11 protein-coding genes are annotated in these 12151 nt (G+C 64.1%); 7 read left to right on the top strand and 4 right to left on the bottom strand.

Annotated elements, in window-relative coordinates:
• Nucleotides 1–9 precede the first annotated feature (9 nt).
• Nucleotides 10–1752, top strand: coding sequence for an HNH endonuclease signature motif containing protein (locus ACWICV_RS07200; RefSeq protein ID WP_454090573.1), 1743 nt, complete (start codon nucleotides 10–12; stop codon nucleotides 1750–1752).
• Here ACWICV_RS07200 and ACWICV_RS07195 read toward each other — a convergent pair.
• The 4 genes from ACWICV_RS07195 to ACWICV_RS07180 all read right to left on the bottom strand — a co-directional run bounded on the left by ACWICV_RS07195 (nucleotide 1749) and on the right by ACWICV_RS07180 (nucleotide 6809).
• A complete protein-coding gene (locus ACWICV_RS07195; protein WP_365943164.1) occupies nucleotides 1749–3671 on the bottom strand; it encodes an acyl-CoA dehydrogenase family protein in 1923 nt (640 codons plus the stop codon). The two genes, ACWICV_RS07200 and ACWICV_RS07195, sit on opposite strands and share 4 nt — an antisense overlap.
• Before the next feature lie 79 nt (nucleotides 3672–3750).
• Entirely contained in the window at nucleotides 3751–4809 is a 1059-nt protein-coding gene (locus tag ACWICV_RS07190; RefSeq protein WP_105657046.1) for an ImmA/IrrE family metallo-endopeptidase, read from the bottom strand.
• A 156-nt stretch (nucleotides 4810–4965) separates the two neighbouring features.
• Entirely contained in the window at nucleotides 4966–6345 is a 1380-nt protein-coding gene (locus tag ACWICV_RS07185; protein ID WP_105657045.1) for an aspartate aminotransferase family protein, read from the bottom strand.
• Nucleotides 6342–6809, bottom strand: coding sequence for an Lrp/AsnC family transcriptional regulator (locus tag ACWICV_RS07180; RefSeq protein ID WP_105657044.1), 468 nt, complete (start codon nucleotides 6807–6809; stop codon nucleotides 6342–6344). Before ACWICV_RS07180 ends, ACWICV_RS07185 begins: the two co-directional genes overlap by 4 nt.
• Nucleotides 6810–7019: 210 nt before the next feature.
• Between ACWICV_RS07180 and ACWICV_RS07175 the strand changes: the two genes are divergently transcribed.
• From ACWICV_RS07175 to ACWICV_RS07150, 6 genes are all read left to right on the top strand, one after another.
• The gene (locus ACWICV_RS07175; RefSeq protein ID WP_105657043.1) at nucleotides 7020–8243 is read left to right on the top strand and encodes an ABC transporter substrate-binding protein; all 1224 of its coding nucleotides are present in this window, start codon (nucleotides 7020–7022) and stop codon (nucleotides 8241–8243) included.
• Nucleotides 8244–8258: 15 nt separating this feature from the next.
• Complete coding sequence (locus ACWICV_RS07170; RefSeq protein ID WP_400288699.1) at nucleotides 8259–8420, top strand: hypothetical protein; 162 nt, start codon at nucleotides 8259–8261, stop codon at nucleotides 8418–8420.
• Nucleotides 8417–9550 (top strand): ABC transporter ATP-binding protein, encoded by a 1134-nt coding sequence (locus ACWICV_RS07165; RefSeq protein WP_332727292.1) that lies wholly within the window; start codon nucleotides 8417–8419, stop codon nucleotides 9548–9550. The genes ACWICV_RS07170 and ACWICV_RS07165 overlap by 4 nt, the downstream gene beginning before the upstream one ends.
• Nucleotides 9547–10470: an ABC transporter permease gene (locus tag ACWICV_RS07160; RefSeq protein ID WP_105657041.1), complete on the top strand. Its 924-nt coding sequence runs from the start codon at nucleotides 9547–9549 to the stop codon at nucleotides 10468–10470. Before ACWICV_RS07165 ends, ACWICV_RS07160 begins: the two co-directional genes overlap by 4 nt.
• 1 nt (nucleotide 10471) lies before the next feature.
• Complete coding sequence (locus tag ACWICV_RS07155) at nucleotides 10472–11269, top strand: ABC transporter permease (RefSeq protein WP_133833539.1); 798 nt, start codon at nucleotides 10472–10474, stop codon at nucleotides 11267–11269.
• A 360-nt stretch (nucleotides 11270–11629) separates the two neighbouring features.
• Nucleotides 11630–12130 carry a MarR family winged helix-turn-helix transcriptional regulator gene (locus tag ACWICV_RS07150; RefSeq protein ID WP_105657039.1) on the top strand — a complete coding sequence of 167 codons (501 nt, stop codon included), beginning with the start codon at nucleotides 11630–11632 and terminating at the stop codon, nucleotides 12128–12130.
• The last annotated feature ends 21 nt before the right edge of the window (nucleotides 12131–12151 follow it).

The following is a 12151-nucleotide window of genomic DNA, read 5'->3' as shown; positions in this document are numbered from 1 at the left end:
CATGGGGGCATGAGCACAGAGCAGGCACAGGCGCTGAAGGACCTGGCCGACGCGGAAGAACTCATCGCATCGGCCACCGCGGTCCTTGCCGGCGGGCCATTGAGCCCCGGCCACGCGGCCTGCTTTGCGCAGCTTGCTGACAAGCTCGCCCGCCGCCAGAGCCGCACCCAGCTGCACGCCGCCCATGCGCTGCGCCGCACCGGTGCCCACAAGCTCGACCAGGAATCCTTCCAGGCCGTCACCGAGGCAGGCGAGCACCCGAGCCTCGCCGCATTCCAGGCGGCCGCCGGGCGCACCACCACTGCCCGCACGCATTTCAAGAACACGGCCGGGCTGCTGCACGGCTGGCTGGACATCCCGCGCAGCACGGTCCGCGACCGGCTGGCCCTGGTGGATTGCTTGCTGGGCGGTGTCGACGAGGCAGGGCAAACGCTGCCCGCCTGGTTGCCGGAACTGGCCGGGCAATTCGCCGACCCCGACGTGGATCCCCGGCTGGTGTCCTCGGCCGCGCTGAAACTGCATTCGGCCCGCAAGGACTTCGGCGAAGGCCAGGCCGGGCAGGCCAAGAAGGACCAGCTGCAAGCCGAATCGGCCGCCTTCATCCGCAGCGAACCCAAGGCCGCCCGCAGGCACATCAACGCACTGGTGGCGCAGGTGAAGTCCGGCCAGCGCCCGTTGCAGGCCCTGCTGGATGGGATCGGGATCTTCAAGAAGGGCATGCGCCAGGGCCTGGTCGAATACGTCCTGCGCGTCCTGCCCGCCCATGCGGCGATGATCGAAGCGTATTTCAACGCGCTGGACAACCCGGCCACCGTGGCCGGGAACCGCGAAGCCCTGGCGCACGCCGAGGCGCAGTTCACCGGTGCCCAGGGCAGCGGCTGGGATGACGAGGAATCGATGCCCGACTGGGCCAAAGACGGGGAACCTGCCGGATCGGCACCCGAGGGATCCGCCGAACCTGAAGAACCCGAAGAACCTGACAAACCTGACAAACCTGACGAACCTGGAGAACCCGAGGAACCTGACGAACCCGAAGAACCTGAAGAGCCCGAGGAACCTGCCGGCCCGGCCGCCACCCAGTTCGAGGAGCTCAAGCCAGAACGACGCCGGCTCGTAGGATTCCTGGCCTTGCTGATGACCGACCGCAACCAGAGCGGTTCGCCAGGGAAACAACCCGGGTTGGCGGTACCGCAGGTGAGCATCATCCTGGATTACGAGAAGATGAGACGCGACGGCAAGGAATTCGCGGTCACTTCCACCGGGATCCAGCTATCCCCGGGCGAAACCAGAGCGGCATTGTGCACGGCCGGAATCTATCCGCTGGTGCTGAACGGCCAGAGCCTGCCCCTGGATCTGGGCCGCACCCAGCGGCTGTATAGCAAGGCGCAGGGCCGCGCCATCCGGGCGGCCTATCGAGGGTGCCTGTATCCGGGATGCAGCATGCCCGCCGAACGATGCGAACTGGATCATCTCGACGCGTGGGAAAAGGGCGGCAACACGGACATCGAGTCCGCGGCCTTGGGATGCATGATCCACCATATCGGCAGGCATTGCGGGTTGTTCCACGCGGTGAAGATCCCTGGATGCCGGCCGATGGCCCTGCTGTCCAAGGAACTCGACCCGCAGCAGAAACTCCGGGTGAACACCTACTGGATGACCCCGCAGGAAGCCCTGGCGGCCGATGCCCTCGCCGAGCGCATGACCGCGAAGTGGCGTGCCGGGGAACTGGACATCGAGATCGTGGAGCCCTAGGCATCCTCCGGGTAGGGCCACCGCACGTCTTTGCGAACTCCATCGGACCACTGGGCGATCCACTCTCCGGTGCCTTCGGAGACATCGCGGACCCCTGCCTCCAGCCACTGGAACTTCCCGTCCAGCAGGTCCGCGGCGATCCGTCCATCGGTACGGGTGGTGTTTTTCCAGAGCCTGCCGAAATGCTCCTCGCAGCGTTGCGCGGCCTGTTCGCAGAAGGCCAGGGCAAGATCCTGCGCCGAGTTGCGCTGGCCAGCCGGGGACTGCGGCAGCGCAGTGGTCTTGGCGATCACGGCGGACATGGCGAACAGCTCCGCGCCGATATCCACGATATGGCCCAGGAAGACCTGCTGCTTTTCCAGGCCGGCCTGCCAGCGCGCCATCCCGGCGAACGTCTGGCGTGCCAGCCGCCGCGAGGTCCGCTCCACATAGCGCAGGTGCTTGGCCAATGGGCCGTGCTCGGCATAGGAGTTCGGAAGCGAGCCTGCGCCCATCGCAAGCTTGGGCAGCCACCGGGCATAGAACCCCGAGGCATCCACCGCCGCTCGGGCCTTGTCCTGGATGCTCGACCCGGCACGCGCCAGGTCCCCGGCCGCCTGCAGGTGCGCATCCACGGCCTCGCGGGCAATCAGGAGGTGCATGATTTCGGTGGAGCCTTCGAAGATGCGGTTGATCCGCAGGTCGCGCAGCATCTGTTCGACCGGCACCGCCCGCTCGCCGCGCGCTGCCTGCGACTGCGCGGTCTCGAATCCGCGCCCGCCGCGGATCTGCAGCAGCTCATCGGCGATCGTGCAGGCAGCCTCCGAAGCCCAGAGCTTGGCCAGGGCCGCCTCGATGCGAATATCCTTCATGCCGGCATCGGCCAGCCGGGCGGACACCTCGAACACCGCTTCCAGCGCATAGCTGCTGGCCGCGATGCAGGCGAGCTTGCCGGCGACGGCTTGGTGCTTGCCGACCGGGTGGCCCCACTGCACGCGGGCCGCGGACCATTCACGGGCGATCTTCGTGGACCATTTGCCGGCCCCGGCGCACATGGCCGGGATGGACAAGCGCCCGGTGTTCAGGGTGCTCAGCGCGATCTTCAGCCCCGAGCCTTCCTTGCCCAGGCGGTTGGCCGCCGGCACGCGCACCGAGCGGAACCGGGTCACCCCGTTCTCGATTCCGCGCAGGCCCATGAACTGGTTGCGGTTCTCGACGGTGATGCCCGCGGTATCGGCCTCGACGATGAAGGCGGTGATTCCGCCGCGACCTGCAGGCTCTTGGCCGAGGGCCTCATGCGGCTGCACCGCGGCCATCACCACGAGCAGCTCGGCGACCACCCCGTTGGTGGTCCACAGCTTCGCGCCATCCAGGATGTAGTGGCTGCCGTCGTGACTGATCCGGGCTTCGGTGCCCAACCGTGCAGGGTCGGAACCGACATCGTTCTCGGTGAGCAGGAAGGCGCTGATGGCTCCTGCCGCGCAGCGCGGCAGGTACTCGCGTTTTTGCTCCTCGGTGCCGAAGGCCTTCACCGGTTCGGGGACGCCGATGGACTGGTGGGCCGAGAGCAGCGCGCCGATGGCCGGGGAAACCACGCCGACGCGCATCAGCGCCCGGCCGTAGTCCAGCAGGCTCAGCCCCAGTCCGCCGTATTCGACCGGGATCTTCATGCCGAAGGCACCGATGCGGCGAAGCTGGGCAATATATTCGCCGGGGATGCGCGCCTGGGCTTCGATGCGCTCCGGATCGATGCCATCGAGGACCGCTTCGAGCTGCGGCAGGAATTCCTGTCCGCGTTCTGGATGCAGGGCGCTGGGCAATGGTTCGATCAGGGAGAAGTCCACGGCCCCCATGTACAGGCCCTTGGCGAAGCTGGGCCGGTCGAACTGCTCGCGGGACTCCTCGGCGACTTGCCGGGATTTGTCGGCGTTGATTTGCATGGCGATCCCCTTTGGCTCGGCGATCGGCCGCGGCGCCATCGCCTGGTGGCACCAGCGTAGCTGCCAAACCCCGGGGTTGCTAGAGCGCGTGCAGGTGGCCGCGGGTCGCCTGGCCGGCGTCGTGCAGGTTCTCTCCTTCGAGCAGCACGAACGCCTGCCCGAAGGTCAGCTCATGGATCTGCGATGCGGTTTGCCCTAATTCGCGGGCGATCCGTGCGGTGCTGGCCCGATGGTCGCGCTGCAGGGAGGGGAAGACCAGGGAGAAGACCCGGGAGACCAGCTGCTGGTGCTCCTGGGCCGGTTCCAGCGCCAGCTCCTGGGACAACCACTGGTAGGCGCCTTCGCCCAGCAAGCCGCGGGCACGCGAATGCGCGAGGATCACCTGGGCCGGTGCACCGAACTGCTCTTCGAGTGCCAGCAGCTGCGGGATCTGCAGGGAATCGGAGACCCGAACCTGCAGGGACAGGGAGGGCAGGAGCAAGCGTGCCGCGAATTCGTCGGCTTCGCGTTCCGCGGCGGCCACCTGCTCGCGGTTCTCGCCCAGCGACGAGTGCATCAGCAGATGCCCCAGCTCGTGGGCCATCGCCAGGCGCTGTGCATTGCGGCTGCCGGCGGCCAGGAAGATGAAGGCCTGCCCGTCTTCCCAGAAGCTGAAGGTCTTGACCGCTTCGAGCGAGGCCGGCAGGCTCAGCACCCGCACCCCGCGGGCTTCGAGCAGATGCAGCAGATCGGGCAACGCGCCGCATCCCAGATCCCATTCGGTGCGCAGATGCGCGGCGGCATCTTCCGGGGTGAAGCCGCACAGCTCGGGGATCCCGGTGTGCGGGAGCCGGAAGTTCCGCGTGATCAGGTTGTAGAGTTCCACGCCGTTGCGGCCCAGCGCGGCCGCGGCGACTTTCTGCGCGGTGCTGGTGCGGCGCGGGGAGCGGAAGAAGATCCGCTCGGTGTCGATGCCCTGGGCCGCGGGAAGCCGGAAGAACTGCGGCGCGCAGCCCAGCGCATCGGCCAGCGCAAGGGAAAGATCCTCGGGAGCATGGGCGAGTTCGCGCTCGCAAATACCCAGCGAGGCGGCCAAGGCGGACCGGCTCAGCGCTGCACGTTCGCGTGCCAACCTGATTCTGGTCGGTTCCAAAGTCATGAGGTTCCTGCAATCTTCCAAAAGGCGATCTTGATCGTCTAATGACCTCAGACTAGTGGCCTATGCCACAAAGCACCAATTGCGTGCAGCTTCGTGAAGTAACACGCTCTGACTTGCGAAAAGGCTCGCAGGCGATGCCTGCGAGCCTTCGTGGCGCTAGATCTTGCTGGCCGCTTCCTTCAGCACGGTGCGCAGGATGGATTCGATCTGGTCGAACTCCGGCTGCCCGATCGTGATGGGCGGAGCCAACTGGATGACCGGGTCGCCGCGATCGTCGGCGCGGCAATACAGTCCCGCCTCCCACAGGGCCGGGGAGAGGTACCCGCGCAGCAGGCGTTCGGACTCCGCGTCGCTGAAGGTCTCCTTGGTCGCCTTGTCCTTGACCAGCTCGATCCCGTAGAAGTAGCCGGCGCCGCGCACATCGCCAACGATGTCCAGATCGGTGAGCTTCGACAGCGTGGATTTGAACGCGTCGGCATTGTTCTTGACGTTCTCGTTCAATCCTTCCCGCTCGAAGATGTCCAGGTTCGCCATCGCCACCGCGGCTGCCACCGGATGCCCGCCAAAGGTGTAGCCGTGGTAGAAGGTGGTATCGCCCTTGGTGAAAGGCTCGAACAGCTTGTCGGAAACGACCATCACGCCCAGCGGGACATAGCCACTGGTCAGCGCCTTTGCCGAGGTGATGATGTCCGGGACGTAGCCGAAGTCGTTGCAGGCGAACATCGAGCCGATGCGGCCGAACGCGCAGATGGTTTCGTCGGAAACCAGCAGCACGTCGTATTCGTCGCAGATCTCGCGGACCCGGTCGAAGTACCCCGGTGGTGGCGGGAAGCAGCCGCCGGAGTTCTGCACCGGTTCCAGGAAGACCGCCGCCACGGTGTCGGCGCCTTCGAATTCGATGGCTTCGCGGATGCGCTCCGCGGCCCACAGCCCGAAGTCCTTCTCGTTGTCCGCGAACATCTGCGGTGCGCGGTAGAAGTTGGTGTTCGGCACGCGGAAGGTGCCGGGGACCAAGGGCTCGAACGGGGTCTTCATATCCGGCAGCGAGGTGATGGCCAAGGCTCCCTGAGGGGTGCCGTGGTAGGCCAGGGCGCGCGAAATGACCTTGGTTTTGCCCGGCTTGCCCTTCATCTTGAAATGCTGCTTGGCCAGCTTGAAGGCGGATTCGACCGCCTCGCCGCCGCCGGTGGTGAAGAAGACGCGGTTCAAGTCGCCCGGTGCATAGCTGGCCAGGCGCTCAGCCAGGTCGATCGCCGGTTCGTGGGCGTAGGACCACAGCGGCATGAAGGCCAGCTTCTCGGCCTGCTTGGCCATGGCTTCGGCCAATTCGGCGCGCCCGTGCCCCGCGTTGACCACGAACAGCCCGGCCAAGCCGTCGATGTATTCGCGCCCGGCATCGTCGTAGATCTTGTGCCCCTCGCCGCGCGAGATGATCGGAACGTGCGCGCCGTTGGAAATTCCGGAGTGCCGGGCCATGTGCATCCAAAGGTGATCGCGAGCGGCTTGCTGGCGATCGGTACCACGTGGTGTGTTCATCGTGTTCCCCAGTTGTATTCCTGTTTTTTGAGTGAAAGGTAGGTGTACGTATTGGTGCTGACCACGCCTTCGAGCCCGCGGATCGTTCCGATCACGCGCAGCAGGTCCTCATCGTTCGAGCAGATGACCTCCGCGAGTATGTCCGAGCTGCCGGCAGTGACCACGCAGTAGTCGACTTCCGGAAGTTCGGCGATCCGGTCGGCGGTGCCGCTGATGTCGCTGGCGGCGACGACGCCGATCATGGCCTGGCGGGTGAAGCCCAACTCCAGCGGGTTGGTGACTGCGACGATTTGCACGACGCGGCTCTCGACCAGCTTCTGCACGCGCTGGCGCACAGCCGCTTCGCTCAGGCCCACTGCCTTGCCGATGGCGGCATAGGAGCGCCGGCCATCTTCCTGCAGCTGCTCGATGATCTCCTTGGAAATTTCATCAATGGCCTGTGCCGTATGCGAGGGCAGCGTCATATCGACCTCCTAGGTCTAAGGGACTTTCCACAGACCCTACCGTCACTGATTCAGTTGCGAAAGGGGTATTTTTGAAAGTTTTCAGTTTTCGTAACGTAATTTTTACAAGGAAACTTGCGTTCGGGTCTTGTTGGACCTGTGCATTGCTGGCAGGATGAACGACAACACTTTCATGTGTGGCCGATCACATTCGTCGTTAGGATTCCAGCCATGTCGCACTCGCAACGCCGACTTCCGCAAGACCCCCAAGTCCGCGCACTGGTCCAGGCCATGAGCCAGCGCAGCTACTCCCGCCGCAGCGTGCTTTCCGCGGCCGGCGCATTGGGCCTGACCGGGCTGCTCGCAGCCTGCGGCACCGGAGGAAGCAGCACCAAAGCCGCACCGTCGATCGAGGACATTTCCGCAAATGACCCCACCGTGAACTGGGCCAACTGGACCCTGTACCTGGATTACGACGACGAGAAGAAGACCTACCCGACACTGGATGCGTTCACCAAGCAGACCGGCATCAAGGTGAACTACCGCGAGGATATCGACGGCAACGACACCTACTACGGCAAGGTGCAGGGCCAGCTCAAGGCAGGCCAGGACATCGGCCAGGACATCATCACGATGACCGACTGGATGGCCGGCCGCATGATCCGCCAGGGCTACGCCCAGGAGCTGGACCTGGCGAACATCCCCAACTCGGCCAACCTGCTGCCCAACCTGAAGGACGTGGACTTCGACCCGGGACGCAAGCACTCGCTGACCTGGCAGTCCGGCTACGCCGGCATCGCCTGGAATAAGAAGGCATTCCCCAAGGGCCTGAAATCCGTCGAGGACCTCTGGGATCCAAAGCTCAAGGGCCGTATCACCGTGCTCGATGAAATGCGCGACACCATCGGCCTGCTGATGCTGCACAACGGCGTGGACATCGCCGGCCAATGGGGCGAAAGCGAATTCGGCGCCGCTGCCGACGTGCTGCGCGAGAACATCGGCAATGGCCAGATCCGCCAGGTCAAGGGCAACTCCTACAAGGAGGACTTCGTCTCGGGCGATGCGATCGCCGGCATCGTCTGGTCCGGCGATATCGTGCAGATGAACTTCGAGAACGATGACCAGTGGGAGTTCGTGATCCCCGAGGCCGGCGGCACCCTGTGGAGCGACAACCTGATGGTCCCGGTGGCCTCGCCACGCAAGGCCAACTCCGAGAAGCTCATGGACTTCTACTACGACCCGGCCGTGGCCGCGCAGGTCGCAGCCTACGTGAACTTCATCTGCCCGGTGGTTGGCGCCCAGGAAGAAATGGAAAAGATCGACCCGGACCTGGTCGGCAACCCGCTGATCTTCCCGACCGATGAGGATCTGGCCAAGGCGCATGTCTTCCGCTCGCTGGAAGCGGATGAAGAGACCGCATTGAACTCTGAATTCCAGAGTGCAATCGGCGCCTAGAAAGCGGGGAACACCATGACTCGCCAACGAGCCATCAACTGCCAGCGCCTGCCCAAAGGCCGCGGTCCGGGCCCGGCCAGCGCCAGGGACGTCGTCAACCGGGCAACCTCCGCACGTGCTGTACCGGCAGCAGAAACCGATTTCCACAACCAGTTCCAGGAAGTGATAGGGGCATGACAACCTTGGCAACGCGTACCGAAACCACTGCCACCGGCGCGGATCTGCACCTCTCGGGCATCACCAAGCGCTTTTCCAGCTTCGTGGCGGTCAAGGACCTGGATTTGGTGGTCCCTTCGGGCACCTTCTTCGCCCTGCTCGGACCCTCCGGTTGCGGCAAGTCGACCACCCTGCGCATGATCGCGGGCCTTGAGGCCCCCAGCGAGGGCAGCATCTCGATCGGCGGCCAGGACGTCACCGCGCTGGCCAGCCACCAGCGTCCGGTGAACACCGTGTTCCAGTCCTATGCGCTGTTCCCGCACATGAGCGTGCTGGAAAACGTGGCCTTCGGGCTCAAGCGCAAGAAGGACAAGCAGGCGATGGAGAAAGCCAGGGCCGGGCTGGACCTAGTGGAGCTCGGGCACCTTGCCAATCGCAAGCCGATCCAGCTCTCCGGCGGGCAGCAGCAGCGCGTGGCCCTGGCCCGGGCTCTGGTCAACCGCCCGCAGGTGCTGCTGCTCGATGAGCCCCTCGGGGCACTGGACATGAAGCTGCGCCGCCAAATGCAGCTGGAGCTGAAGAACATCCAGACCGAAGTCGGCCTGACCTTCATCCACGTCACCCACGACCAGGAGGAAGCCATGACCATGGCCGACGTGGTCGCGGTGATGAACGGCGGACGGATCGAGCAGATGGGCCCGCCGCGCGAACTCTACGAACTGCCCAAGACCGCGTTCGTCGCGAACTTCCTGGGCAAGTCGAACCTGATGCGCGGCACGGTCAGCGGCAATGACGCCGGCATGCTCAGCGTCATGGTCAACGGCCAAACCATCTTGCTGCCGGCCGACCGCGCCGTGCAGGCCTCAGGGGAGGTGGTCGTCGGGGTGCGCCCGGAGAAGATCACGATCTCGCGCGAGGGCTATGCGGGGGAGAACCGCTTGTCCGGCACCGTGGTCGACGTGTCCTTCACGGGCACCACCACCGAGTACCTGGTCGAGGTGGACGGTATCGGCACGCTCGGGACCTTCACGCAGAATCGCGGCCAGCAGCCGGCTGCCGAAGGCGACACCGTGTACCTGTCCTGGGAAGCGCAGCATTCCTTCGGCCTGGCCGGTGCCGAGCACGAGGATGCCGGAGTTGACCAGCCATGACGGTCATGACCAAGAAGGGCATCGTCGACCTGCGCAGCCCCGAGGAGATCCGGGCGGAGCGGCGCAAGGGCCGCACCGGCGTCTACCTGATCGCCCCGGGCATGCTGGTGCTCGCCCTGTTCTTCGCGCTTCCGGTGGTTGTCCTGCTGGCAATGAGCCTGTACGTGAAGCCCGAGGGCGGGGAAATCGGCGAATTCGTGCCGGGTTTCGAAATCGGCAACTACGCCACGGTGCTCGCCGCCTACTGGCCCGAGCTGCTGCGCTCCTTCGGGTTCGCGCTGATCGCCACCGTCCTGGCCTTGCTCATCGGCTTCCCGATGGCCTACCTGGTCGCAGTCCGCTTGCGCGAGAAGACGCTGCTGCAGGGCATCTTGCTGGTGCTGCTGATCGCCCCGTTCTTCTCCAGCTTCATTCTGCGCACCCAGGCCTGGAAGCAGATACTGGCCGATGAGGGGTTCATCGCCCAAACGCTGAAATTCCTGGCGATCCTGCCAGCCGACGGGCACCTGACCGCCACGCCGTTCGCGGTCGTCGCGGGCCTGACCTATAACTTCCTGCCGTTCATGGTGCTGCCGATCTACGCTAACCTGGGCCGGCTGGACACACGCCTGCTCGAGGCCTCGGGGGATCTCTATGCCAGCCCGATGACCTCCTTCTTCAAGGTGACGCTGCCGATGAGCGCCCCAGGCGTCTTCGCCGGCACCCTGCTGACGTTCATCCCGGCCGCCGGCGACTACGTGAACGCGGCCCTGCTGGGCAATAACCGCAATACGACGATGATCGGCCAGATCATCGATTCCAGATTCTTCAAGGTCATCGATTACCCGGGCGCCTCGGCGTTGAGCTTCGTGCTGATGGTCTCGATCCTGGTCCTGGTCACGATCTATATCCGCCGCTTCGGGACCAAGGAGCTGATGTAGCATGAAGCAGAAAATCGGACGCTGGTTCATCCCTGCTGTCGGCGGGCTGGCTTTCATCTACCTCCTGGTCCCGATCGCGTACATCTTCGTGTTCTCCTTCAACGATGCCGGCCGCACCAACCTGGACTGGCGCGGCTTCACCCTGGAGAACTGGCAGAACCCCTGCGGCGCTCCGGCGGTCTGCGAATCGCTGGTGCACTCGCTGCAGGTCGGCACGGTGGCCACGATTGCCGCTACCGCCTTGGGCACGCTGATCGCCATCGGCCTGGTCCGCTACAAGTTCCGGTTCCGCAAGCTCACCGATGTGCTAATCATTTTGCCGTTGGCTACGCCGGAGGTCGTGCTCGGTGCTTCGCTGCTGGCACAGTTCCTGAACCTCGGTTGGGAACTGGGCTACGCCACCATCGTGATCGCCCACATCGTGTTCTGCATGTCCTTCGTGATCGTCACCGTCAGGGCTCGTGTCTCCTCGCTGGATCCGCGATTGGAAGAAGCGGCCGCCGATCTCTACGCCTCGCCGCGTGCGGCCTTCTGGAAGGTGACGTTCCCGCTGCTGCTGCCAGGCATTGTGGCCGCCGCGCTGTTGTCCTTCGCGATGAGTTTCGATGATTTCATCATCACGAATTTCAACTCCGGCACCTTCCAGACCTTCCCGAAGTTCATCTATGTGGCAGCTACCCGCGGCATCCCGGCCCAGGCGAATGTCATTGGTTCGGCGATGTTCATCCTTGCCCTGCTCGTGGTGGTCATCGGACAGGTGATCAGCTACCGGAAGAAGAAACAGCTGGAGAATTCCTAGGTTCCAAAGGCCCGCGCTCTTCAGCGCGGGCCTTTGGCTTGCCAGCTGGTCAAAAAGCAGGGATCGTCACTAGCATGAGCGTTACCCAGCTCGCTCCTTGCGCCCTCTGGAACCTGCACGTTTTTGGACTGGCGCTAGGCCTCCGGCCGCTTGCTGCTCTTGCGGTGATTTGCAGGACCATTGCCTGCAGGATGCAGCCGGGCCCAAAGGCCATTAGGGTGGCTGGCGGAACGAAATATTGGCAGAGAGCCGAAATGCGGGCATCTGACATATAGTAAATACTTAGCTTTACAATATATGGTCTACAGGTTGATACCTTGCTGGCCTGTAGGTGCAGGTCTATGAACGATTGGAAACTTCATGAGCGATAAGCCAGTTTGGCTCTCCGGGCCTGAACGCGACGCCTGGCTTGGACTGCATGCTGTCATGACTTTGCTTCCGGCGGCCTTGGATTCCGATCTGCAGGGCCTGGAAGGCATCACGCTTTTCGACTACCACATGCTCGCCATGCTCTCCGAGGCCAAGGACCATCAGCTGACCATGACGACGCTGGCTTCGCACACCAGTGCTTCGCTTTCGCGACTGTCGCATGTGGTCAAGAAGCTGGAGAAGCGCGGCTGGGTTACCCGCGAGCAGTCCGCAGAGGATGCCCGTGTGAAAATCGCCTCATTAACGCAGGCCGGATGGGAAGCCGTGCAGCAGATGGCGCCTCACCACGTTGCCTCGGTGCGCGGACTTCTCTTCGATACCCTTGATGACAAGGACGTTAACGATCTCACGCGGATCGCACGCAAAATTACAACTTCGCTTGATGCGGATCATTGGATCCTGAATTCGGAAAACCTCGATTTGGAACACTGAGGAATTCTCGATAAGCTAATC

The sequence above is a fragment of the Glutamicibacter sp. NPDC055354 genome, assembly GCF_053644955.1.
Note: the sequence above shows the minus strand (reverse complement) of the source record. Positions and strands in the feature narration are given on the sequence as shown.